At 64.6% G+C, this 25317-nt stretch carries 18 protein-coding genes; 11 read left to right on the top strand and 7 right to left on the bottom strand.

From position 1 onward, the window contains the following. Window positions 1-576: 576 nt before the first annotated feature. From QX132_RS17025 to QX132_RS17015, 3 genes are all read left to right on the top strand, one after another. A complete protein-coding gene (locus QX132_RS17025) occupies window positions 577-4002 on the top strand; it encodes an acyl-[ACP]--phospholipid O-acyltransferase (RefSeq protein WP_316162059.1) in 3426 nt (1141 codons plus the stop codon). Continuing rightward, window positions 4002-4739 (top strand): esterase/lipase family protein, encoded by a 738-nt coding sequence (locus QX132_RS17020; protein WP_316162102.1) that lies wholly within the window; start codon window positions 4002-4004, stop codon window positions 4737-4739. Before QX132_RS17025 ends, QX132_RS17020 begins: the two co-directional genes overlap by 1 nt. Before the next feature lie 72 nt (window positions 4740-4811). After that, entirely contained in the window at window positions 4812-5591 is a 780-nt protein-coding gene (locus QX132_RS17015) for an enoyl-CoA hydratase/isomerase family protein (RefSeq protein ID WP_316162057.1), read from the top strand. 97 nt (window positions 5592-5688) lie between these two features. Here QX132_RS17015 and QX132_RS17010 read toward each other — a convergent pair whose 3' ends face one another. Then, window positions 5689-6897: a TIGR03032 family protein gene (locus tag QX132_RS17010; protein ID WP_316162055.1), complete on the bottom strand. Its 1209-nt coding sequence runs from the start codon at window positions 6895-6897 to the stop codon at window positions 5689-5691. A gap of 185 nt (window positions 6898-7082) precedes the next feature. On the opposite strand from QX132_RS17010, the gene QX132_RS17005 reads away from it, so the two are divergent. Both QX132_RS17005 and QX132_RS17000 read left to right on the top strand, forming a co-directional pair. Next, a complete protein-coding gene (locus QX132_RS17005; protein WP_316162053.1) occupies window positions 7083-10409 on the top strand; it encodes an autotransporter domain-containing protein in 3327 nt (1108 codons plus the stop codon). A 258-nt stretch (window positions 10410-10667) separates the two neighbouring features. Then, window positions 10668-11543, top strand: a complete 876-nt coding sequence (locus QX132_RS17000; RefSeq protein ID WP_316162050.1) for a GNAT family N-acetyltransferase — start codon at window positions 10668-10670, stop codon at window positions 11541-11543. 1 nt (window position 11544) lies between these two features. Here QX132_RS17000 and QX132_RS16995 read toward each other — a convergent pair whose 3' ends face one another. The 5 genes from QX132_RS16995 to QX132_RS16975 form a co-directional block, all read right to left on the bottom strand. Beyond that, window positions 11545-11907, bottom strand: a complete 363-nt coding sequence (locus QX132_RS16995; protein WP_316162049.1) for a VOC family protein — start codon at window positions 11905-11907, stop codon at window positions 11545-11547. An 86-nt stretch (window positions 11908-11993) separates the two neighbouring features. Continuing rightward, window positions 11994-12998, bottom strand: a complete 1005-nt coding sequence (locus tag QX132_RS16990; RefSeq protein WP_316162047.1) for an SDR family oxidoreductase — start codon at window positions 12996-12998, stop codon at window positions 11994-11996. Window positions 12999-13204: 206 nt separating this feature from the next. After that, on the bottom strand, window positions 13205-13633 hold the full coding sequence (locus QX132_RS16985) for a GlcG/HbpS family heme-binding protein (protein WP_315777060.1): 429 nt from the start codon (window positions 13631-13633) through the stop codon (window positions 13205-13207). A gap of 165 nt (window positions 13634-13798) precedes the next feature. After that, on the bottom strand, window positions 13799-16753 hold the full coding sequence (locus QX132_RS16980; RefSeq protein ID WP_316162045.1) for an FAD-binding and (Fe-S)-binding domain-containing protein: 2955 nt from the start codon (window positions 16751-16753) through the stop codon (window positions 13799-13801). Window positions 16754-16866: 113 nt separating this feature from the next. Continuing rightward, window positions 16867-17625, bottom strand: a complete 759-nt coding sequence (locus QX132_RS16975; RefSeq protein ID WP_315739015.1) for a GntR family transcriptional regulator — start codon at window positions 17623-17625, stop codon at window positions 16867-16869. 128 nt (window positions 17626-17753) lie between these two features. Here QX132_RS16975 and QX132_RS16970 point away from each other — a divergent pair, with 128 nt between their 5' ends. The 6 genes from QX132_RS16970 (at window position 17754) to QX132_RS16945 (ending at window position 24494) form a co-directional block, all read left to right on the top strand. Further along, on the top strand, window positions 17754-18959 hold the full coding sequence (locus QX132_RS16970; RefSeq protein ID WP_315756111.1) for an alanine--glyoxylate aminotransferase family protein: 1206 nt from the start codon (window positions 17754-17756) through the stop codon (window positions 18957-18959). 208 nt (window positions 18960-19167) lie between these two features. Beyond that, window positions 19168-20361, top strand: a complete 1194-nt coding sequence (locus tag QX132_RS16965; RefSeq protein WP_315739013.1) for a pyridoxal-phosphate-dependent aminotransferase family protein — start codon at window positions 19168-19170, stop codon at window positions 20359-20361. After that, a complete protein-coding gene (locus tag QX132_RS16960) occupies window positions 20361-21158 on the top strand; it encodes an enoyl-CoA hydratase/isomerase family protein (RefSeq protein WP_315739012.1) in 798 nt (265 codons plus the stop codon). The genes QX132_RS16965 and QX132_RS16960 overlap by 1 nt, the downstream gene beginning before the upstream one ends. A gap of 133 nt (window positions 21159-21291) precedes the next feature. Continuing rightward, complete coding sequence (locus QX132_RS16955) at window positions 21292-22278, top strand: tripartite tricarboxylate transporter substrate binding protein (protein ID WP_315739011.1); 987 nt, start codon at window positions 21292-21294, stop codon at window positions 22276-22278. Window positions 22279-22311: 33 nt separating this feature from the next. Continuing rightward, window positions 22312-22854 (top strand): tripartite tricarboxylate transporter TctB family protein, encoded by a 543-nt coding sequence (locus tag QX132_RS16950; RefSeq protein ID WP_315739010.1) that lies wholly within the window; start codon window positions 22312-22314, stop codon window positions 22852-22854. A 119-nt stretch (window positions 22855-22973) separates the two neighbouring features. Next, entirely contained in the window at window positions 22974-24494 is a 1521-nt protein-coding gene (locus tag QX132_RS16945) for a tripartite tricarboxylate transporter permease (RefSeq protein ID WP_315739008.1), read from the top strand. Window positions 24495-24561: 67 nt separating this feature from the next. Here the strand turns inward: QX132_RS16945 and QX132_RS16940 are convergent, their stop codons facing one another. Beyond that, window positions 24562-24915 (bottom strand): autotransporter outer membrane beta-barrel domain-containing protein, encoded by a 354-nt coding sequence (locus QX132_RS16940; protein WP_316162100.1) that lies wholly within the window; start codon window positions 24913-24915, stop codon window positions 24562-24564. Between the last annotated feature and the right edge of the window lie 402 nt (window positions 24916-25317).

Below are 25317 nucleotides of genomic sequence, written 5' to 3'. Positions count from 1 at the left end.
TTTTGAGCATTGCTCAAAATAGAAGGAGTGATCCCATGCCGGCTCTCAGCTTTCGCGGTCCGCAGCTTTTTCCCGTCGTCGATCTCCAGCCGTTGCTGAACGGTTTGGCTCGGGCTGCGTCTCACCTTGTGGCGGCACGCGTTGAGCGCATCGCCAACGCCTGTGACGTTGCCGGCCTGCTGGCCGCGCGGCGCGCAAGGCGGGTGCCCGGAGACCGGCTTTTTCGCGCAGCTGCTCGCGAGGGACGCCGGCCTCGCCGCGGTGGCCTGTGCGGCTGCTTCCACTACCTGAGTGAGCTGAGTTGATCACGGCTCAAATCCCCGGCTCATACGCAAGGAAGCGGTCACCATGTTCTCGCGTCCCATAACCTCCGTCCAGCTGCCCTCGGTCTGGATAAGCCTTTTGCACACGACCTTCGGGCTACTCTTCGTGCTGGTCGGCGGCCAACAACAGAACGGCAGACCGCATGACCGCGTCTAACAGGGTGCATCACCGGCACCACCTCATTTCATCACCAACCTTCAAGACTCTTGCCATCCTTGCGGCCGAGCCGCCGCAGCACACCAGGAAACGACCATGATCAAGCAGTTGATGTCGTCGCGCCGTTTTGCCCCGCTGTTCTGGGCGCAATTCTCCTCGGCGCTGAACGACAACGTCCTGAAGAATGCGCTCGTCATCATGCTGCTCTATGGCGCCATGGCCGTGCATGGCGATGCGCTGGTGACCGTGGCCGGTGCGGTGTTCATCTTCCCATTCTTCATTCTTTCGGGACTCGGCGGCGAGTTGGCCGACAGGTACGTCAAGGGCATCGTCGCGCGCAGGCTGAAGTTCGCCGAGATATTCGCTGCCGGCTTCGCGGCGCTGGGTTTCTTCATGCATTCGATCCCGCTGCTGTTCGTCGCCCTCGGCATGTTCGGTGTCATCGCCGCGCTGTTCGGCCCCGTGAAATACGCCATGCTGCCGGACCAACTGACGGTCGGCGAGCTCGCCACCGGCAATGCGCTAGTGGAAGGTGCGACCTTCATGGCCATCCTGATTGGCACCATCGCCGGCGGCCAGCTTGTCTCCGGCTCCTCGCACATGGGCTGGGTCGCTCTCGCGGTGATCGGCCTTGCCGTCATCTCCTGGGCCTCCGCCTCGCGCATCCCGCACACGGTGCCGTCCGCGCCGGATCTGCGGATCACGGCCAACCCCTGGACCTCGACCTTGCACCTTCTGAAGTCGTTACATGCCGCGCCTCGGCTGTGGGATGGCATGGTGATCGTGTCCTGGTTCTGGCTTGTGGGTGCCGTCGTGCTGTCGCTGCTGCCGGCCCTGGTCAAGGACGTCGTCGGCGGTACCGAGGGCGTCGTCACCCTGTGCCTCGCCATCTTTGCGGTCGGCATCGCGATCGGCTCGCTGTTCGCCGCGCATCTCAGCCACGTCAGGCCGAACCTCGCGCTGGTGCCGATCGGCGCCATCATCATGGGCGTGCTCGGCCTCGACTTGTCCTGGGCGATCGGCACGACGGAGATCGCGAAGGGAATCACGCCGCTGGGATTCATCGGCTCCTGGTCAGGCTCGCGCATGCTGTTCGATTTCGCCTTGTTCGCCTTCGGCGGCGGCCTCTTCGTGGTTCCTGCGTTCGCCGCTGTGCAGGCGTGGTCGGAGCCCACCGAGCGCGCCCGGGTCATCGCCGCCGGCAACGTGCTGCAGGCCGCTTTCATGGTGGTCGGCTCGCTGGGCGTGGCTGGCCTGCAGGCTGCAGGCGTCTCGATCGCCTGGATCTTCTTCGGTCTGGCCTTGGCGAGCTTCGGCGCCGTCTGGTTCGTGCTCACCAAATGGGGCAGGGAGGGCGTGCGCGACTTCGGCGCGATGCTGTTCCGCGCCTTGTTCCGCACCGAGGTGCGCGGGCTGGAGAACCTGCCGCCGGCCGGCACTCGCATGCTGATCGCGCCGAACCATGTCAGCCTGATCGATGGCCCGCTGCTCCACGCGGTGCTGCCGATCGATGCGACCTTCGCCGTCGATACTGGAATCTCCAAGGCCTGGTGGGCGAAGATCTTCCTGAAACTGGTGAGCCACATCACGATCGACCCGACCAAGCCGCTCGGCGCGCGCGATCTGATCAAGCTGGTCGCCAGCCAGGAACCGGTGGTGATCTTCCCGGAGGGCCGCATCACGGTGTCGGGCTCGCTGATGAAGGTCTATGACGGCACCGCGATGATCGCCGACAAGGCCGACGCCGTCGTGGTGCCGGTCCGCATCGAGGGCGCGCAGCGCTCGCATCTCAGCTATCTCAAGGATGGCCAGATCAAGCGCTCGTGGTTTCCCAAGGTGACGGTGACGATCCTGCCGCCGGTGAAGCTCACCATCGATGCAGCTCTCAAGGGCAAGACCCGCCGCAACGCGGCTGGCGCTGCGCTGCAGGACGTGATGATCGAAGCCATGGTCAAGAACGCCATGCTGGATCGGACACTGTTCGAGGCGCTCGCCCATGCCCATCGCGACCACGACACCGGCAAGGTGATGATCGAGGATCCACTCGGCACCAAGCTGACCTATCGCAAGCTGCTGCTTGGCTCGCAGGTGCTCAGCCGTAAGCTCGAGCAGGGGACGATGGTGGGCGAGAACATCGGCCTGTTGCTGCCGAACTCCGCCGGCGTCGCCGTGGTGTTCATGGCACTGCAGTCGATCGGCCGCGTGCCGGCAATGCTGAACTTCTCCGCCGGCCCGGTGAACGTGCTGGCGGCGATGAAGGCGGCGCAGGTCACGACCGTTCTGACGTCGCGGGCCTTCATCGAGAAGGGCAAGCTCGACAAGCTGATCGCGGCGATCGAGGGGCAGGCCCGTCTGGTCTATCTCGAGGACGTCAAGGCCTCGGTCAGCCTGGCCGACAAGATCAAGGGGATGATCGACGGCACCAAGCCGCGCGTCGCCCGCAATGCCGACCACCCCGCCGTGATTCTGTTCACGTCCGGCTCCGAAGGCACGCCAAAGGGCGTCGTCCTGTCCCATCGCAACATTCTCGCGAACGCCGCCCAGGCATTGGCGAGGGTCGATGCCAACGCTAACGATCTTGTGTTCAATGTTTTGCCGGTGTTCCACTCCTTCGGCCTCACCGGCGGCATGATGATGCCCATGTTGGCGGGCATCCCCATCTATATGTACCCGTCGCCGCTGCACTACCGGATCGTGCCCGAACTGATCTACCAGACCGGCGCCACCATCTTGTTCGGCACCGACACCTTCCTGACTGGTTACGCGCGCTCCGCCCACGCCTATGATTTCCGCACCCTGCGGCTGGTCATCGCCGGCGCCGAGCCGGTCAAGGACCGGACACGGCAGATCTACATGGAGCGTTATGGCATCCGCGTTCTCGAAGGCTATGGCGTCACGGAGACCGCGCCGGTGCTGGCGATGAACACGCCGATGGCCAACCGTGTCGGCACCGTCGGCCGCCTGTCGCCGCTGATGGAGTACCGGCTCGACAAGGTGCCGGGCATCGAGGAGGGCGGACGCCTCTCGGTCCGTGGCCCCAACGTCATGCTCGGCTATGTCAGAGCCGAAAATCCGGGTGTGCTGGAGGCACTGCCGGAGGGCTGGCACGACACCGGCGACATCGTCACCATCGACGCGCAAGGCTTCATCACGATCAAGGGCCGCGCCAAGCGCTTTGCCAAGATCGCCGGCGAGATGGTGTCGCTGACGGTGGTTGAGCAGATTGCCGCGACGCTATGGCCGCAAGCGGCATCGGTCGCGGTCTCGATTCCCGACCAGCGCAAGGGCGAGCGCATCGTGCTGATCACGACGCACAAGGATGCCGAGCGCTCCGCGATGCAGCGCCAGGCCAAGGCGCAAGGCGCGCCGGAGCTGGCGGTGCCGGCCGTCGTGATGGTGGTCGACAATATCCCGCTGCTCGGTTCCGGCAAGACCGACTATGTCGGCGCCAAGGCGCTCGCCGAGGCGAGTGCGGCAACAGCCACGGTCGAGCGTGAGCCGGAAGAGCGGGAAGTCGCGTGATTGCATCGCTGCGCCGGCGTTCTCAGCACATTGGCCCCCGCGACGCGGGGGTCGTCCTGCTGCATGGTATCGCCGGCCGATCATTGATGCTGCGTCCGCTGGAAAAGCGGCTGCAGCGAGCTGGTTTTGCGACGTTGAACCTCGACTATGAAAGCCGCAAGAAGCCGCTCGAGTTTCTTGCCGAGGACATCCGCCCGGCCATCGCCGATTTTGCCGCCGGGATCGACGGCCCGATCCACTTCGTCACCCATTCGATGGGCGGGCTGCTGGCACGGGTCGCGATCGCGAAGCATCGTCCGGCACGGCTCGGCCGTGTCGTCATGCTGGGAACGCCCAATGGCGGCAGCGAGCTCGCCGACCGGCTGCAGAACGTCGGGCTCTATCGCGCCTATTTCGGCCCAGCCGGCCTGCAGCTGGTGACGACGAAAGACGTCACGCTCGCCTCTCTGCCGCCCGCCGATTACGAGATCGGCGTGATCGCCGGCAACCGTTTCCTTGATCCGATCGCCGGCCTGTTCCTGCTGCCGTGGCCGAATGACGGCCGCGTCTCGGTCGAGAGCTGCAAGCTCGCCGGGATGACGGACTACACAACGGTCAAGGCGTCGCATATGGGCCTGCTGGTGCATCCGACGTCGTTCCGGCAGACCATCGCCTTCCTGCACGCCGGACAGTTCGATCCAGCGCGTCCGCGGCTGCACGGTGTCATCGCCGAGATCGGCCGCCGCGCGGCCAGCTGACGCAAGTTTTCCTTGCCCGCGGCGGCTATCCCGCGACAATCTCGCATCCGACATCAAGCAACAGGCAAGGCGATGACCGACGACAGCGTGATTCTCGACAAGCGCGGCCAGGCCCTCTGGATCACCATCAATCGTCCGGAGAAGCGCAACGCCCTCAATGGCGACGTCATCGCGGGGATCTCGCGCGGCTATCGCCAAGCCCATGACGATCCGCAGGTGCGCGTGATCGTGCTGACCGGCGCGGGGGACAAGGCGTTCTGTGCGGGCGCCGACCTGCAGAACTCCGGCGCCGCCTTCGCGATGGATTTCTCCCGGCCCAATGTCGACTATGCCGATCTGCTGAGGCTGTCGCAGAATGCCACCAAGCCTGCGATCGCACGCGTCGGCGGCGTCTGCATGGCCGGCGGCATGGGTCTGTTGTGCATGACCGACATGGCGGTCGCGGCCGATCACGTCATCTTCGGCCTGCCGGAGGTCAAGGTCGGCGTGTTCCCGATGCAGGTGCTGAGCCTCTTGCAGAGCATCGCGCCGCCGCGTCTCGTCAACGAATGGGCGCTGACGGGCGAGCCGTTCGACGCCAAGGCTGCACAGGCTGCGGGGTTGCTCAACCATGTCGTTCCCGCCGCCGAGCTCGATGCCAAGATCGAGTGGCTGATCGGCCGCATCGTCGACAAGTCGCCGACCGCCATCCGCCGCGGCAAATACGCCATGCGCGCCATCGCGTCGATGTCGTTCGACGAGGCGATCGCCTATCTCGAAAGCCAGATCGCGCTCTTGGCGATGACCGAGGACGCCAAGGAAGGCCTGAAGGCGTTCGCCGAGAAGCGCAAGCCGGTGTGGCCGGGGAAGTAGCGCGCGGCAGGTGGATCGCTTGACGGCGGCTCTGTTGTTCCAGCTGTCATGCTCCGCGAAGGCGGAGCATCGCTCGTTCCTCGGCTAGCGCGCAGCTTTACGCGCGCCTCGGGGACCCAATTCCCGGCGCTCGTTCATGCACAGGCCAAGCGCTCTGAGCGGGATCCATCGGATCGTGGGTGACGAGATCAAGGATCTCGTTGTTGGCGAAGCCGATCGCCATTGGTCGTATCACGTCTGGCACCACGCCCAGATCGTAGAATTCGGCTACCGCCCCATCAATCCGAAACCAGTTTTCGCAGGCACCGGTGTCGAGATTGATCAATTGGATTCCGCACCACGGTTCAGAATCGGTTTCGGCCAACCTGCGATCCAGTGCGAGACCCTCGAAACGCTCATAGCGAGGTTTCGACAAGCCAACGAAGGCATAGTTGCCGAAAAACGCGAGCCCGCGCACGAAGCCGGGACAGAATGCCAGAACGTGGAACGTCGCGCCGGCTGCTGAACGCTCGATCCATCCGATCTCCCCCGTGCCCGAGTTGAGCACCCACAATCTCCCGCGATAGAGCCGGGGGGAATGAGGCATCGAGAGACCATCGATCACTATCTCATTGGAGTGCACGTCGATGACGATGCCGCCATCGGAACGACGGTCGCGCCAGCCGTCGACGGTGTCCGATCTGCTGATCGCCGTAACGTAGCGCGGGGCGCCGTCTTCGATGGCAAGTCCGTTCAGATGACATCGGTCCTCCTTGACGATCTTCGAAATGAAGGAAGGCTTCCACAGCGGCGTGAAGCTGTGCCGTTCCGATGTGGAGGCAAGACAATTGTAAAGCGTGTTGACGAAGACGATGCGGCCGTCGCTCAGCATCCCCACGTCATGAACATCGAGCTCGCCAGTGGTGAAGATCTGGCGCGGGACATAACAGGCATCGTGCAGATCGTTGATCCGCTGCCCGGGCGCAAGTACGTTCCTGAATCTCAAGATCTGGAACATCGTGGCGAGCAGGAGCGTATCGCTGTCCACGACGCAGATTCCCATGGCCTTGTGAAAGAGGCGCTCGTGGACCAAGAGCCCGCCGTCGGCATTCTGACCCAGGAAATAGAATTTGCCGGATTGATAGGACGAACCCGCGATGGCGATGCGCTGAGAACCAAGAAAGTCGGGCAGTCCGGGTGACATGGAATACCGAACCGCTTCACTGCCGGCCTGGCCAACCTGTTCCGCGGGAAGGCGTACGCAAGTTCGATCGGCTGGCAGAATTTCGTTTGATTCGAATGTCGGTACGTCGTCACGACGGCCCATGGATGCTTCTCCAAACGGCGGTGAACCCGACAAGAGGCAGGCCTCTTCAGCGCGGCCTAGGAGAGTGCCTCGAAAGACGGGAACGGCTTAAGACTTTTTGGTCGATGTGCGATCATCTTCTGGTTGTCCAATAACTTTTGACATATAAAGGTTGAGTTTCCCAGCCCAAAGGAGGAGGGCGGCGCTTGTCCGACAGGTTTCCATGCCGGCAGTTGGTGCTGTCGTCTTCGATGCTGGTGGGCGCAGTTTTCGGCTATAGCCGCCGGGTCTACGCTGCTTGCGCCAATGTGGGCGGTTCCAATTGGGAATGCTCGGCGGCCAGCACCGCCCAGACGATTTCGGGCGCCAACGCTCACGTGACTGCGCTATCGGGATTCCGCATTACGACCGTCTCCTCGAATGCTCTGACGATCACCGGCGCCGGCAACCTTTCATACACCGATACGAACTTCTCTCCGTTTACTGCGACCGCCGGCAACGGACTCAATATGACGACGACAGCCGGCGTTCCGGGCAGCATCACAGTGAATACCAACGGTGATATCACCGCCCTCAACTACGGCATTCGGGGCCGCAACCAGGGCACCGGCGCGCTCAGCATCACGACCAACGGCGATGTCGTAAGCACGGGCACAACCTCGGTATCGCGGGGAATCGTGGCGATCAATTTCGGCACTGATCTGACCGTGACAACCGGCGCAGGCTCCAACGTCCGCGGCGCGCGCTACGGAATTCTGAGCCGCAACTACGGCACTGGATCGACGACCGTGACGGTCAACGGTGACGTCACGGCCGCCGGCACGACCGGCAGCGATTTCGCTCTTCTCGCGAGAGGGAACGCAGATGTCACGGTGACCACAGCCGCCGGAACTACCGTGAGCGGCCAGGAGAGCGGCATCTTCGCGCGGAGCGATGGCAATGGCGCGGTAAAGATCGCCGTCGCTGGCGACGTCACAGGAACCAATACGACGGGCATATATGCGAGAAGCGGAACGAGCGGATCAATTGCGATTACGATCGGCGCCGGAAGCCACGTGACCTCGAATGGTACGGGAGCGGATGGTTTCGCCATTGATACATCGAGCTTCGTCGTCAGCCCTACCACTCTCACTGTGGCCGGTACGCTAGATGGCGGTGCGGGCGGCGCCGTTCGGTTTCATGGTTCGGCGAACCGGCTTGAGCTCTATCCAACCGCTGCGATCAACGGCAACGTTTTCGGCGGCGGCAGCGACACCCTTGCACTGGGCGGCACTGGTACAGCGAGCTTCAACGTCGCAACGATCGGTGCCGGCCTGCAATACCAGGGCTTCGGGACGTTTCTCAAGGAGGGCAGCAGCCACTGGACGCTTACTGGCACCACTCCGCTCATCTCCAGCTTTACCGTGAATGGCGGCCTGCTTGAGGTCGACGGAAACATGCCAAACACCTCAGTCACAGTGAATAGCGGCGCACTGCAACTCGGGAATGGCGGCAGCGCCGGCTCGATCGGCGGCAACGTCACTGACAACGGCATCTTTGCGATCAATCGTTCCGACAGCTACACGTTCGGCGGCATCATTTCGGGCACCGGGACATTCCAACAGCTTGGCTCCGGCACCACCATCTTCTCCGGTGCGAACACTTATACCGGCGGCACCATCGTCAGCGCGGGCACACTGCAACTCGGCAATGGCGGTACCAGCGGCTCGATCGTCGGCGACGTGATCGACAACGGAATCTTGGCCTTCAATCATTCCGACGGTTACACCTTCGGTGGAACGATCTCAGGCTCTGGTGCCCTCGAGCAAAACGGCAGTGGCACGCTCGTCCTGAGCGGGCACAGTAGCTACACAGGCCCGACGTTCATCAACAGCGGGATACTAGACGTCACAGGGGAGCTCGCATCGACCGTGTTCGTCAACTCCGGGGCCCGGCTCATGGGCAATGGCACGATCGGCGGCCTCGCTGTCGCGAGCAGGGGAGTCGTTTCTCCAGGCAATGCGATCGGGACGCTTAATGTCTCTGGCGACGTATCCTTTGCCTCTGGCTCCACCTACGAAGTCGAGACCAACGCGTCCGGGGCGGCAGACCGGATCGTGGCGACCGGCACGGCAAGACTCAATGGCAATGTCGTCGTCCTGCCGCAGAACGGTGCCTATGCCTTCCGTACCACCTACAATATCCTCAATGCCGCCGATGGCATTAGTGGTGCCTTCTCTGGGGTGAGCAGCAACTCTGCGTTCCTGTTTCCCAGCCTGAGTTATGATGCCAACAACGTGTTCCTCTCGTTGACCCAGTCGACGTTCTTTCCGAGCGTCGCGCGGACGGCAAACCAGCTGGCCGTAGCCACCGCTCTCCAGGAAAGCTCGCCGGATAGCCGGCTCTTCGGCAGCGTGATCTTCCAGACAGCGCCCGGCGCGCAACAGGCGTTCGACGCGCTGTCGGGCGAACTTCATGCCAGCGCACGGACGTCCCTCGTCGAAGACGGTCATTTCGCCCGGGACGCCGTCCTCGGACGCTTGCGTCAAACTTCCTTTGAGGACCGTTTTGGGCCGTTTGCGAGTTTCGGCTCCGGTGGTCCAGCCGTGATCTACGGCGATGTCGATCTATCCTCGCCGAAGCATCTGGCCTACGCCGCCGATACGGACAGGCGCATTCTCCGCACCGGCAGCATTCCGTCGTCGGCCAACGCGTCCACATCGCGGGATATTGGCTGGTGGGCTCAGGGAGTGGGGGCTTGGGGCACGGCTCATGGTGACGGCAATGCTGCTGGTATGAGCCGACGCCTGAGCGGTTTCTTCAGCGGAGTAGATGGGCGGCTGGGCGACAACTGGCGGGCAGGCGTCGCGGTCGGCTACACCAATTCGAGGACGAGCATCGATGCCCGTGCGAGCTCGGCCGATATCGATAGCGCATATCTAGCCGTCTATACTGGCTTTGACGTGGGTGCCTGGAACGTCCGCTCGGGGGCACTTCTGAGCTTCAGCACCATTGGGAGCGCTCGCTCGATCAGCTATCCGGGTTTTCTCGAACGGGCGACCGGGCGTTATGGCGCGTTCGGCTCACAAATATTTGGTGAGATTGGGTATGATCTGAACCTCGCGGATGCTCTTGTGGAGCCATTTGCAGGTTGGTCCTGGATCCATCTCCATACCAATGGCTTCGATGAGGCCGGTGACGTCGCCGCACTTTCCGGCTCATCGCGCGAGGAGGACGTAGGTTATACGGCGATCGGGGCGCGCGCATCGGCGCTGATTGCACTATCGGACGGAATGGCGCTCAAGCCGTCAGCATCGCTCGCTTGGCAACACGGTTTCGGCCAGCTCAAGCCGGAAGACCACCTGCTTTTCAGAAGCACCGGCGCTGCATTTGACATTGCAGGGCTGCCGCTCGCTCGGGATGCCGCCCTGGTGCAGACCGCCCTGGATCTGCGCACAAGCGCCAATACTGTCATGGGAGTGTCCTATCGCGGCAATCTTTCGAGGAGCAGCCAGGATCACTCGATCGAGGGGCACATCAAAGTTCAATTCTAGCTCTATCTGGGGAAAGATATCCGGACAGCGGATGCGCGAGGCGATCAGCGTCTCATCGAGACCTGCCTATCATTTGGCTGCGAATGCGCAGCGCACATTTGAGTGCCGCCTGGCTTGTCCTTGCAGCAGATGAACAGCGTGCTTGGACGATCATCATTCGAGACTGAAACCTCACAGCAGTATTGGCCGCGTAGGTTGCCCTGAGGTTCGCGCGGCGTCATGATTGACGGATGGTGCGGCATTCGGATCGAGGGGAACATGACACGACCCGCCGGACATCCCGACGCTGATGGCCTGCACATCCGGCCGATGCGGCCGGACGAGATCGGGCTCGCGATCGACTGGGCGGCAGCCGAGGGGTGGAATCCCGGGTTGTCCGATGCGACGTGCTTCGCAGAGGTCGACCCCGACGGCTTCCTCGTCGCCGAGCGCGACGGCGTGCCGGTCGCGACCGTGTCCTGCGTGAACTATGACGACCGGTTCGCCTTTCTCGGATTCTACATGGTGCGTTCCGAGCTGCGCGGGCGCGGCTACGGCTTGCGGCTCTGGCAGGCGGCGATGGCGCATGCGGGATCGCGCATTGTCGGACTCGATGGCGTGGTCGCGCAGCAGGACAACTATCGGAAATCCGGCTTCAGCTACGCGTATGCCAATATCCGCTACGGGGGACGATCCGCCGCCTTGCTGCAATCGGCGGATCGATCAGGTATCGTCGCTCTTGCCGATGTGCCGCTTTCCGACATCGAAGCGTCAGATGCGACCGTATTTCCCGCCCCGCGCCGGGCATTCCTGCGGGCCTGGATCGACACGCCCGGTCATGTCGGCCGGGCGCTGATCCGCGACGGTACGCTAGCCGCCTGGGGTGTGATCCGTCCGTGCCGTGCGGGCTACAAAATCGGTCCGCTGATTGCGGAAAAGCGTGCCGATGCCGAGGCTGTGGTGTCGGCGCTGCTGAGCGCAGCCGGCGACTGCGAGATGTTCCTCGACGTGCCCGCGATCAATCCGGAGGCGGTTACGCTCGCCGAGAGCCTCGGCCTGAAGCCGGTGTTCGAGACCGCGCGCATGTACACCGGGCCGATCCTGCCGCTCCGGATCGACCGGGTGTTCGGTGTCACTACCTTCGAACTCGGCTAACTCACCGTCCGAGCGGCCGCGCGAAGCTCAGTTCGTGGCCGTCGGGATCGGTGAGGTGGAAATAGCGCTCGCCCCATTCGGCATTGCAGGGCGTGGTCGAGGGGACAAAGCCAGCGGCCAGCGCCTTGGCGTAGACGGCGTCGACATCGGCGACGTGGAAGATGATGCGGCCCCACCAGCTCCATTGCTTCTCCCTGGACATGGCGATCAGGTTGAGGAAGCCGGAGCCCACACGGAAGCTCGTGAACGACGTGTGGGCGCCGCCATGGGCGATGTCGTCGAAGCCGAGCGCGCGATAGAACGCGACCGCGCGCGTCATGTCGTGGGTGGCAATCGTAATCGCGCTGATGCTCTCGATGGTCATGGAGGCGCTCCTCGCCGTGTGGAAGCCGCGCCATAGAGAAGCTCAGATCACAGTTGGCACGCAAGGGCGGCCGGGTCGTGACGAATTCAGCGCCAGCGCCGCCGGCTCATCACAGCGCCCAGCGCGAAGAACACCGCCGCGCCGAGCGCAATGGTCGCCGCGCGCGCGACATCCCCCGGCACGAGCATCGCCCGCTGCGCCGCGCCCTGGCTGAAGGAGCCGCGGGTGCGGTGCAGGCGCGTCACGGGACGGTCGAGATTGTCGGTGCGATCGGGCACCAGTGGTACGTCGGTCTGTTGCCCGGCGATTGCCTTGGCAGCGAGGTAGCGGTCGAGCAAAGCGGGCGCGACGGCGTTACCGAGGATCGTGAGCAGTGTCGGCCAGCCGATCCAATATTCGCGGAAGCCGCCGTCGGCGACGCGATAGACGGCGTCCGCGATCACCTCGGGCTCCACCGGCCGGCCCATTGGTCGTGGCGTATGCGCAAGGTGCGCGCGAGCCCAGTCGAATTGCGGTGTGTTCACCGCGGGCAGGTCGACGATGCTGAGCGTGATGCCTGAGCGCTCGTGCATCAGCTCGGCCCGCAGCGAGTCGGTGAAGCCCCGGATCGCATGTTTGGCGCCGCAATAGGCCGCCTGCAGCGGAATGCCGCGATAGGCGAGCGCCGAGCCGATTTGAATGATGCGGCCTTCGCCGTGCCGGCGCATCGAGCGCAGCGCCGCCATCGTGCCGTGCACGAAGCCGAGATAGGTGACCTCGGTGACGCGGCGGAACTCCTCCGGCGTGATGTCGGCCACGGTCGAGAACACCGTCTCCATGGCGTCATTGATCCAGATGTCGACCGGACCCAGGCGCTGCTCGAGCCGTTCGGCGGCCTCGAACAGCGCCTGCGCGTCGGCGACATCGACCGCCTCGTATTCGGCATGGGCAAACCGCGCCTGCAGCTCGCGCTGGACGTCGCGCAGCGCATCCTCGTCACGCGCGATCAGGCCGACGCGGTCGCCGGCCTCGCCGAAGCGTTTTGCGATGGCGCGGCCGACGCCGGCGGAGGCGCCCGTGATGATGATGGTGCGAGCTCGTCTGCGAGGCATGTCCGGTTCTCCACGCGCCCGTCGTACAAACGTGCGGCGGCCGGCAATGTTTCGGGCCGGTCAAGCCGGCCGAATGAATTCTCCGTCAGCCGTTATCGGAGCCGTGGACTTCGACGCGCGATCCATCAGGCTCCGAGAGGGCAGGCCAGCCCCCCGGAGATTGTGGGACAGAAAAGCTCGCTGAGCCTTGCCGGTGCGACCGGAGCTCAGCCCGGATTGGCCTTGAGGCCGGCGGCTTCGATGCCGGCGACGGCGCAGATCTCGTCATTGTCCGAAGTGTCGCCGGAGACGCCGACGGCGCCGACGAGCGTCGTGCCGTCCATGATCAGCACGCCGCCGGGCACCGGGACCATGCGGCCCTGGGCCAGCGTGTTCACGGCGTCGATGAAATAGGCCTGCTCCTGGGCGCGCTGGAACAGGGCGCGGGAGCCGAGGCCGAGCGCGAGTGCGCCGTAGGCCTTGCCGTGCGCGACCTCGGCCCGCATCAGGCTGGTGCCGTCCTGCGCGGCGGCGGCCTTCAGGCAGCCGCGCGCGTCGAGCACCATCACAGCGAGCGGCTTGAACTTCTTCTCGATGCCCTTCGCGAGCGTGGCGTCGAGGATCTTACGGGCGGTGTCGAGCGAGAGATCGGCCATGTCGGTGTCCTTGTGCTTTGTGATGCCAAGTTGGCTAGGTCATCCGTCATTGCGAGCGAAGCGAAGCAATCCAGGGTGAAAGAAAAGGTCTGGATTGCTTCGTCGCTTCGCTCCTCGCAATGACGAACATTGAGATCATGCTCCGCGGCGTTCCGACCTCGTGAATCAAGAACGCATCTGCGTCCGCTCCAGGCTCATCGCCAGGAGCTGCGCAGCGTGCACGGCGCCGCGACCGGCGCCGTCTTGGATCTGGTGGCGGCAGGAGGTGCCGTTGGCGACGATGAAGGTCGAAGCTTCTGCCTTGCGTACCGCAGGCAGCAGCGACGCCTCCGCCATCTGCAGCGAGACCTCGTAGGTCTCCGCGCCATAGCCGAACGCGCCGGCCATACCGCAGCAGGAGGATTCGATGGTCTCGACCGTGAGCTCCGGAATGAGTCGCAGCACCTGCTCGACAGGCTTGAAGGCGGCGAAGGATTTCTGATGGCAATGGCCGTGCAGCAGCGCCTTGCCGGGCAGGGGGGCGAGCGGCAGCGCGAGCCGTCCGGCCTCTGCCTCGCGCGCCAGAAACTCTTCCAGCAGCAGCGCGTGTGCGCTGATTGTTTTCGCGGTGGCGTCGTTGCGCAGCGACAGCAGCTCGTCGCGCAGCGTCAGCAGGCAGCTTGGCTCCAGGCCAATGATCGGCACGCCGCGCAAGGCGAACGGCGCGTAGGTCTCGACCAGGCGCTGCAGCTCGGACTTGGCTTCGTCGACCAGACCGGCGGACAGGAACGTCCGGCCGCAGCACAGCGCCCGGCCGCCATCGGCGGGCTTGGGAACGTAGACGCGGTAGCCGCCCGCGATCAGCACGCGCAGCGCGGCGTCGAGATTTTCGCGCTCATAGACGCGGTTGAAGGTGTCGCCGAACAGCACGACCTCACGGCCATCAGCCGGACCGAACGCGTCGGCCTCGACGCGGAAGGTGTCGGTGCGGAAGGCCGGCAGCTTGCGCTTGGCGCTGATGCCGGCGACGCGCTCCATCAGCACGCGCAGGGGCGCAACATGATTGCGCAGGTTCACGAGCGGCGCGACGCGGGCGACGAGATCGGCGTAGCGCGGCAGGTAGGCGACGAGCCGGTCACGCAGCGTAAGACCATGCGTCGTTGCCCGCGCTGCCAGCACCTCGATCTTCATCTTGGCCATGTCGACGCCGGTCGGACACTCGCGGCGACAGGCCTTGCAGGACACGCACAGCTTCAGCGTTTCCATCATCTCGTCAGACGACAGCGCGCCGGGACCGAGCTGGCCGGAGATCGCGAGCCGCAGCGTATTGGCGCGGCCGCGCGTGACATCCTTCTCGTCGCGGGTGGCGCGATAGGACGGGCACATCACGCCGCCGTCGAGCTTGCGGCAGGCGCCGTTGTTGTTGCACATCTCGACCGCGCCCTGGAAACCGCCGGCGGCGCCGGGATAGGCCGACCAGTCGAGCACGGTCTTGAGATCATCGATGCGATAGTCCGGCGGATAGCGGAACAGCGAGCGGTCGTCCATCTTGGGCGGATCGACGATGCGGCCGGGATTGAGCACATTGCCGGGGTCGAAGCGCTGCTTGACCTCCTTGAAGTCGGCGACGATGCGGCTGCCGAACATCTGTTCGTGGAATTCCGAGCGCACGATGCCGTCGCCGTGCTCGCCGGAATGCGATCCCTTGTACTCGCGCACCATGGCGAAGGCTTCCTCGGCGATGGCCCGCATCGCCTTGACGTCCTTCTCCAGCTTCAGGTTCAGCACCGGGCGAACGTGCAGACAGCCTTCGGAGGCGTGCGCATACATGGTGCCGCGCGTGCCGTGCTTCGCGAACACATCGTTAAGCCGCGCGGTGTAGTCAGCGAGATGCGGCAGCGGCACCGCGCAGTCCTCGACGAACGACACCGGCTTGCCGGCCTCCTTCATCGACATCATCACGTTGAGGCCGGCGGCGCGGAAGTCGGCGACCGCGGTCTGCAGGGCAGGGTCGGTGATCTCGACCACGCCGCCCCATTTGCGCGGCTCGTTGCTCCAGGCGAAGCCGAGGTCGCCCATCAACTCGGAGAGCTGCTTCAGCTTGGCGAGGTTCTCGTCCGTTGTCTCCTCGGCGAACTCCACCACCAGGATGGCGTCGGGGTCGCCGCGCACGGCGGCGGCGATCACTGGCTGGAACATCGCGATGTCGCGTCCAAGCCCGATCATGGTGCGGTCCACCAGTTCGACCGCGATCGGCTTCAGCTTCACAAGGTGCTGAGCCGCGTCCATGGCCGCGTAGAAGCTACCGAAATGGCAGATGCCGAGCACCTTGGTGCGGATCAGGGGCCACAGCTTGAGCTCGATGCGGGTGGAGAAGGCGAGGGTGCCTTCGGAGCCGACGAGCAGATGGGCCAGGTTGTTGGCGGCGTTGCGCGGCGTCAGCGCATCCAGATTGTAGCCGCCGACGCGGCGCTGCACCTTGGGAAACTTGTCGGCGATCTCCGCGGCCTCGCGCTCGCCCAGCGCAAGCATGTCGCGAAACAGCACGTGAGCGCTGTCCGGCGCGCTGACGTCACGAAGGTCTCGCGGCACCTCGCCAAAATGCGCCAGCGTGCCGTCGGCGAGCGCCGCGTCGATCGCGATGGTGTTGTCGCGCATCGTGCCGTAGCGCAGCGAGCGGCCGCCGCAGGAATTGTTGCCGGCCATGCCGCCGATCGTGGCACGCGACGCCGTCGAGACGTCGACGGGAAACCACAGGCCGTGCTGCTTGAGTTGGCGATTGAGGTCGTCGAGCACGATGCCCGGCTCGACCACGCAGGTCCGGGCCTCGACGTCGAGAGAGACGATGCGGTTCAGGTGCTTGGAGAAGTCGACGACGATCCCCTCGTTGACGGTCTGGCCGCATTGCGAGGTGCCGCCGCCGCGCGGGGTGACGATGCGGCCGTCGTCGCGGGCGAGGGCGAGCGTACGCAGTGCCTCGTCCATCGTGCGCGGCACGACCACGCCGGCCGGGATGACCTGGTAGAACGAGGCGTCGGTGGCGTAGCGGCCACGGCTGAAGCGGTCGAAGAAGACGCCGCCTGCAATCTCGGCGCGGAGCTTCTGTTCGAGCCTGGACGGACCGGCTTTGGCGTTCGGCATGGTGATCCCTGGTCGGGCCCGGCTGTCGTCTGGCGGGCCCTCTTGAGCCCCGTGTCATTCATTTCTGCAAATGCGTCAATCTGATTGCATGCAAATTTGCGCAATCCTGGGCGTCATTCGACCTTGTCCGGCTTACTTCCCGCCGTTGGCGGTTGACTCTCGCCGAAGTAGGCGATCGCGGCCGCGCCCTTGTTGCGCAGATGTTGAAACAGAATGTCGGACAGCTCGCTTCCGGCGCGCCGGCGCAGGGCGTCGAGGATCATCTCATGCTCGCGCATGGCCTCGCTCCAGCGTTCGCGCTTGCGGGCGAAATTGGCCGAGAAGCGCACCCGCCGGATGCGGCCCGCCAGGCTCTCATAGGTCGCATGAAGGGTGGCGTTGGCGGCGGCATCCACGATCGCGCGGTGGATGAGCTGGTTCATGCGGAAATAGCCCTGCATGTCCTGCCGCATGTAAAACCCGTACATATCATGATGAAACTGCTCGATTTTTTCGATCGCTTCATCCGAAATCTTCTCGCAGGCGAGGCGGCCGGCGAGCCCTTCCAGGCCTCCCATCAGGTCGAATAATTCGTGGATGTCGGCGGCGCTGAGCGGGCGCACCCGAGCGCCGCGATTGGGCAGCAGCTCGACCAGGCCTTCGGCCGCGAGCACCTTGAGCGCTTCGCGCAAGGGAGTGCGGGACACCCCCAGCATTTCGCAAAGCTGGCGCTCGGACAGGCGGCCGCCGTCGGCGACGTGGCCCTCGACGATGTAGTCGCGCAGCCGTGCCAGGATCTCGTCATGCAGCGAGGTCTCGTCCCGCGCAGGCGCAGGTCGACCACTTGGATCTGCCAATGGTGGCGTCTCGATATCGGGAATCGTGGAATTCATTTCACCCCATTGTAGCGATAGTTACAGATGTGGTCGACCTTGTGTGTGAATACGTTTAATCTCTTGCATGCTGAATAATTGAATGCAATCATTGGTGCCAGAATGCCGTCGTCGCCCGGAGCTCTGTCGTGACCCGTCCCCAAGGCCGTCATTTCTTGCATATTCCGGGCCCAAGTCCGGTGCCCGAGCGGGTGCTGCGGGCGATGGACATGCCGGTGATCGATCACCGCAGCGCCGAGTTCGCCGAACTCGGCAAGGCCGTGCTCGGTGGCTCGCAGGCGATCTTCAAGGCCACGAGCCCGGTAGTCATCTATCCGTCCTCGGGCACCGGCGCCTGGGAGGCCGCCATCGTCAACACGCTGTCGCCGGGCGACAAGGTGCTGATGGTCGAGACCGGCCACTTCGCCACGCTGTGGCGGCAGATGGCGGCGCGGTGGGGAATCGAGGTCGATTTCATTCCCGGCGACTGGCGCCGTGGCGTCGATCCTGCCGTCATCGAGGAGAAGCTGGTTGCCGACGCCGGTCATCGGCTCAAGGCGGTGATGGTCGTGCACAACGAAACCTCGACCGGCGCGACCAGCCGGATCGGCGAGGTGCGCGCCGCGATCGACCGCGCCAAGCATCCGGCGCTGCTGATGGTCGACACGATTTCTGGTCTCGCCTCGGCCGACTTCCGATTCGACGAGTGGAAGGTCGACGTCGCCGTGTCGTGCTCCCAGAAGGGCTTCATGCTGCCGCCGGGGCTCGGCTTCAATGCCATCTCGGACAAGGCGCGCCTTGTTGCCAAGGCCAACAAGATGCCGCGCTCGTTCTGGGACTGGGAAGACATGCTGAAGCTGAACGCGAACGGCTTCTTCCCCTACACGCCGGCGACGAACCTGCTCTACGGTCTGCGTGAAGCGATTGCGATGCTGCTCGAGGAGGGTCTCGATCAGGTGTTCGCGCGCCACCTCAGGCTTGCGGCCGCGACCCGCGCCGCCGTCGAGCATTGGGGCCTGGAGGTGCTGTGCCAGGAGCCGAAGGATTTCTCTCCGGTGCTGACCGCCGTGCTGATGCCGCCGGGCCATGACGCGGATCAGTTCCGTCAGGTCGTGCTCGACAACTACAACATGTCGCTCGGTTCGGGCCTGTCCAAGGTCGCGGGCAAGGTGTTCCGCATCGGCCATCTCGGCGAGTGCAACGCGCTGACCCTGATGGCTGCGCTGAGCGGTGTCGAGATGGGGCTGCGTGCGGCCGGCGTGCCGCATCGTGCCGGCGGCGTCGATGCCGCGATGGCGCTGCTTGAAGAGCCATTGGAGGGCAATGCGCCGCGCCATCTGGCTGCGGTGAAATGAGGCCAAATCGCGTGCAGCAAGCTGGGACGTCCCGCTATGCCGCACTGCACAGGAGAAGGGGATTCGTGTGCATCTGAGGGATGTCAGCCCGAAGCGATCGGTGCTTGCGTCTTCTTTGTTGACGCCAGCGGTCTGGCGGGAGAAAAGCGCGGCCAGCGCGTGGGATGCCACGCCCGCGCACCAACCAAATGACCGGGGACGGACGCCAATGACTGTGCACACAGGACGGCATTTTCTTCAGATTCCGGGGCCGACCAACGTGCCCGACCGCGTGCTGCGCGCGATGGATATGCCGACGCTGGACCATCGCGGTCCCGAGTTCGCCGAGCTCGGCTTCGCCGTGCTGACTGCATCGCAGCGAATCTTCCGCACCAAGCAGCCGGTGATCATCTATCCGTCGTCGGGCACCGGCGCGTGGGAAGCCGCGATCGTCAACACGCTCGCGCCTGGCGACAAGGTGCTGATGGCCGAGACCGGCCAGTTCGCGGTGCTGTGGCGTGGCATCGCCGACAAGTTCAAGCTCGACGTCGACTTCATCCCCGGCGACTGGCGCCATGGCGCCGACATTGCGGCGATCGAGCAGCGTCTGGTCGATGACAAGGCGCACAAGATCAAGGCCGTCTGCGTCGTGCACAACGAGACCTCGACCGGCTGCCTGACGCCGCCGCTCGAGGTGCGCAAGGCGCTCGACCGGGCCGGCCACCCGGCGCTCCTGATGGTCGACACCATCTCTGGCCTCGGCTCGATGGAGTATGAGCACGACGCGTGGGGCGTCGACGTCTCCGTCGCTGGCTCGCAGAAGGGCCTGATGCTGCCGCCGGGCCTCGGCTTCAACGCCGTCTCGGAGAAGGCGCTCGCCGCCGCCAAGGCCAATCCCGGCATGCGCTCCTATTGGGACTGGCAGGAGATCATCACCTTCAACAAGCTTGGTACCTTCCCCTATACGCCGGCGTGCAATCTGCTGATGGGCCTCAACGAGGCGCTGAAGATGCTGGAGGAGGAAGGCCACGACAACGTGTTTGCGCGTCATCGCCGCCACAGCCTTGCGACGCGGGCTGCTGTCAAGGCCTGGGGCCTGGATACGCAGTGTCAGGATCCGCAGGCGCATTCGCCGGCGCTGACCGGCGTGGTCATGCCCGAGGGCCATGACGCCGATCAGTTCCGCAAGACGGTGCTGGAAAACTTCGACATGTCGCTCGGCACCGGCCTCAACAAGATCAAGGGCAAGGTCTTCCGCATCGGTCATATCGGTCACTTCAACGACTTGATGCTGATGGGCACGCTTGCAGGCGTCGAGATGGGCCTTGCGCTCGCTGGCGTGCCGCATCGTGCAGGTGGCGTGCTCGCGGCGATGGATGTCCTGAAGGCGCGCGAGGCAGCGCCGATTCCGAAGGTGGCCTGATGAACGCACCTGTGACCGGCTCCGACGATCTGATCTATGCCGTCGACGACGGCATCGCCAAGATCACCTTCAACCGGCCGCAGGCGCGCAACGCGATGACGTTCGCAATGTACGACCGGATGGCCTCGATCTGCGAGGCCATCAACGCCGATCGGTCGATCAAGGCGCTGATCCTGACTGGCGCGGGCGACAAGGCCTTCGCCTCCGGCACCGACATCTCCCAGTTTCGTGCCTTCAAGACCGCGCAGGATGCGCTCGACTACGAGGCGCGGATCGACCGCGTGCTCGGCACGCTCGAACTGTGCCGTGTGCCGGTGATTGCGGCGATCGCGGGCGCCTGCACCGGCGGCGGTGCCGGCATTGCCGCCTGCTGCGACATTCGCATCGGCACCGAGACGACACGTATCGGTTTTCCGATCGCGCGCACGCTCGGCAACTGCCTGTCGATGTCGAACATCTCGCGCGTGGTCTCCCTGATCGGACCGGCGCGCACCAAGGACCTGATCTTCAAGGCCCGGCTGGTCGAGGCGCCGGAGGCGCTCGCGCTCGGTCTGCTCAACGAGATCGTGCCTGACGTCGAGACGCTGCAGACACGCGCGCTGGAGACCGCGAGGCTCGTCGCCTCGCACGCGCCGATCACCCTCGAGGTCACCAAGGAGGCCGTGCGCCGCATCCGCCGGACCCTGTCGCGGGACGAGGGCGAGGATTTGATCCTGCGCGCCTATATGAGCGAGGATTTCCGCGAAGGCATGGAGGCGTTCCTCAACAAGCGTACGCCGAACTGGAAAGGCAAGTAGTCCGATGCCGTGCTTGCGACCTTATGCCGAGGAACATGAGGTCGCATCATGCTTGTGTTCTTGAACTGACCACAATAAGCCAGCAGTATCCTGGTAGGATGCAAGCTGGGGCTTCGAACGGGGAAGAAAGCACGTGCGCAAACTCATCAAGATCGCGGCCGCGACGGCGGCCTTTTTCGCAACTGCGCCGGCCTTTGCCGGCTGGGAGCCGACCAAGCCGGTCGAGATCGTCGTCGCTGCGGGCGCCGGCGGTGCATCCGACCAGATGGCGCGGATGATGCAGGCTGCCATTCAGAAGAACAATCTGCTGAAGCAGCCGGTGGTCGTGTCGCTGAAGGGCGGCGCGTCCGGGGCCGAGGCGCTGATGTACATGAAGTCCAGCGACGGCGATCCGAACAAGGTCCTGATCGCCTATTCGCTGATCTACATGCTGCCGCTGTCGGCCAAGCTGCCGTTCGACTGGCGCGAACTGTCGCCGGTCGCGGTGATCGCACTCGATCAGTTCGTGCTGTGGGACAACGTCAACGGCCCGAAGACGGTGAAGGAGTTCATCGAAGCCGCCAAGGCGTCGAGTTCTCCGTTCAAGTTGGGCGGTACCGGTTCCAAGCGCGAAGATCACGTGCTCACGGTCTTCATGGAGAAGAAGACCGGCGCCAAGTTCTCCTATCTGCCCTACAAGTCGGGGGGCGAGGCCGCGACCCAACTGGTTGGCGGGCACACCGAAGCGAACGTCAACAATCCTTCCGAGAATCTCGAAGTCTGGCGCGCCGGCCAGGTGCGTCCGCTCTGCGTGTTCGACAAGGAGCGCATCTCCTACACGACCAAGGTCACGGAGACGCAGTCCTGGAACGACATTCCGACCTGCAAGGAGCAGGGGCTGGACGTGCAATACCTGATGCTGCGCGGCATGTTCCTGCCGGGCAAGGTGACCCAGGAGCAGCAGGAGTTCTACATCGACCTGTTCAGCAAGCTGGTGCAGACGCCGGAATACAAGGACTACATGGAGAAGCAGGCGCTGAAGCCGATCTTCCTCACCGGCAAGGACATGCTGCAGTTTCTCGAAGAGGATGGCTCGCTCAACAAGCAGCTGATGACGGAAGCCGGCTTCGTCGCCAAGTGAGGCTGGGGCGGGGCGAGGGGATGAGGAGGATCGATGTCCAACGCTGAGCTCGAGATCGCCGTCGACGATCCGACCGCGCCAGAGGAGGATTCTCCGGCCGTCACCTCCACCCGGACCGTCGACGTCGCGGTGTCGCTGCTGCTGCTCGCGCTCGCGGTCGTGCTCGCCTGGGACAATTGGCGGACCGGCGCGTCCTGGGACTCGACCGGTCCGGAGCCCGGCTACTTCCCGTTCTATCTGTCGGTGATCCTCGGCGGCGCCAGCCTTTACGGGATCGGCGCCGCCTTCGTGTCGAGAAAGGAAGCGGTCGAGACCTTCGTGACGCGCGCGCAACTGCGGCGCGTGATGGCGGTATTCGTGCCGACGCTGCTGTTCTGCATCGCGATGCAGTTTCTCGGCATCTACGTCGCGAGCTTCCTGCTGATCGCCGGGTTCATGCGCCTCGTCGGCAAGATCGCGATCTGGAAATCGCTGCTCACGGCGTTGCTGTTCAGCGCCGTGATGTTCGTGACTTTCGACGTCGTGTTCGACGTGATCATGCCGAAGGGCCCACTCGAAGCGGCGTTCGGGTACTGACACCGGTCTCTCCCCCGTCATTGCGAGGAGCAACGCGACGACGCAATCCAGGGCTGCGCACTCGACTCTGGATTGCTTTGCTGCGCTCGCAATGACGAGGAAACAGTTGGAATGAAATCATGGAAGCCTTGGGTCTGCTGCTGCACGGGTTCGCGGTCCTCCTGACCTGGAAGACGCTGCTGCTGATGATGGTTGGGCTCGTGCTCGGCGTCTTCGTCGGCGTGCTGCCCGGGCTGGGGGGGCCCAACGGCGTCGCCATCCTGCTGCCGCTGACCTTCTCAATGGACCCGACCTCGGCCATCGTGATGCTGTCCTGCATCTACTGGGGCGCGCTGTTCGGCGGCGCCATCACCTCGATCCTGTTCAACATTCCCGGCGAGGCGTGGTCGGTGGCGACCACTTTCGACGGCTATCCGATGGCGCAGCAGGGCAAGGCGGCGGAGGCGCTGACAGCCGCCTTCACCTCGTCGTTCATCGGCTCGCTGGTCGCGGTGATGCTGATCACCTTCCTGGCGCCCTGGATCTCGTCCTTCGCGCTGAGGTTCGGTCCGCCCGAGTTCTTCGCGGTCTATCTGCTGACCTTCTGCTCGTTCGTCGGGCTGGGGCGTGAGGACAAGCACAAGACTGTCATCGCGATGGCGCTCGGCCTGCTGCTCGCTGGCGTCGGCATGGACACCGTGTCCGGTCAGTTGCGGATGACCTTCGGCTCGACCGATCTGTTGCGCGGCATCAACTTCCTGGTCGCGGTCATCGGCCTGTTCGGCATCAGCGAGATCCTGCTGACGATGGAGGAGCGCCTGGCGCTGCGCGGCCACGCCGCCTCGATCTCGCTGCGCACCGTACTCGCGGTGTGGAAGGACCTGCCGAAATATTGGATGACCCTGCTGCGCTCCTCGGTGATCGGCTGCTGGCTCGGCATCACGCCGGGCGGCGCGATTGCCGCCTCCTTCATGGGCTACAACCTCGCCAAGCGCTTCTCGAAGGATCCGGACAGTTTTGGCAAGGGCCGCATCGAGGGCGTGTTCGCGCCTGAGACGGCGGCGCATGCCTCGGGCACCGCGGCGCTGCTGCCGATGCTGGCGCTCGGCATCCCGGGCTCCGGCACCGCGGCGATCCTGCTCGGCGGCCTGATGGTGTGGGGCCTCAATCCCGGCCCGCTGCTGTTCGTGGAGCACAAGGATTTCGTCTGGGGCCTGATCGCCTCGATGTATCTCGGCAATGTCGTCGGCCTCGTGCTCGTGCTTTCCACCGTGCCGATCTTCGCCTCGATCCTGCGCGTGCCGTTCGCGGCCGTGGCGCCGATGATCGTGGTGTCCTGCGCGATCGGCGCCTACGCGATCCAGAATGCGATGTTCGACGTCTGGCTGATGCTCGGCTTCGGTGTCGTCGGCTATGTCTTCAAGAAGATCAAGATCCCGCTGGCGCCGTTCACCTTGGCGCTGGTGCTCGGCAGCCGTGCCGAGGACGCGTTCCGGCAGTCGATGATCATCTCCGGCGGCAACATGAAGGTGTTCTGGGCGAACGGGCTGGTGGGCACCATAACGACGCTGGCGATCGTGCTGCTGTTCTGGCCGCTGATCGATCGTGTGATCGCGAGCTTCAGCAAGTCGGGAGCGCCGGCCGCGAAGGCCGAGGCTTAGTACGGTTTGTCGCTGATCACCCGTGCCCTGCCAGCTGGACGCCTGCGCTCGATCGGCTACGCCGCTCCTACCACGTGTAGCGCACGCTGCCCTTGCCGGCATAGGAACGGGTGACGCTCGAGAACTCGCCTTCGAACGTCGCCAAGGCGCTCCAGCCGTTCTGCCAGCTCATCTCGACCGAGGTCGTCGTCAGCGCGGAGTCGCGCGCCTGCGCGGCGCCGTTGACGACGAAGCTTGCGCCCGGCACCGTCTGGAACGTGGCGGTCACGGAACGATCCGGATCGAAGTCGTGCGCCCGGGCGAGGCGGCCGCGCAGGGTGAGGGCGCCGTCAGGCAGCGCATAGGATCTGTCGGTGCACTGGCCAGCTCGGCGCGCGTGTTGGTGACCGTTTTTCCCGCGTAGCTCAAGGCTGAGCGTCATCCGGCCGCTGCCGGTCTTGGTGAAGCCGCCAACGCCGTAACTCGACGCCATTGTCGCTGGGAATGTCCCGGCTCTCCGGCGCCGACGCCGCCTCGGCCGCCCAGGGCATGACCGCCGTTGTCCTTTCCACCATCGCCGCCGTTGACACCTGCACCGTCACCGCCGCCCTCGATGACAGGGACCCCAGCCCCCGATGCCGCCATCGGTCGTCGCGGAGCTGATGCCGCCATTGCTGTTCGTGCCGTCGTTGCGCCGGTCGAGGGCCAGGCCAGCAACGAGAGCATGCAGAACTGCGGGATAGGGGAATTGTGACTCTTTGGGTGCACTGGGCGTTGGCGCTGTTCGCAATCGGACTGTGGCACCGCAGCCACGTCCTCAGCGCTTCGATTGCATCGACGGACC

Source organism: Bradyrhizobium sp. SZCCHNRI20481, from assembly GCF_032485055.1.
Classification (GTDB): domain Bacteria; phylum Pseudomonadota; class Alphaproteobacteria; order Rhizobiales; family Xanthobacteraceae; genus Bradyrhizobium.
This window is presented reverse-complemented; position numbering and strand designations above follow the sequence as displayed.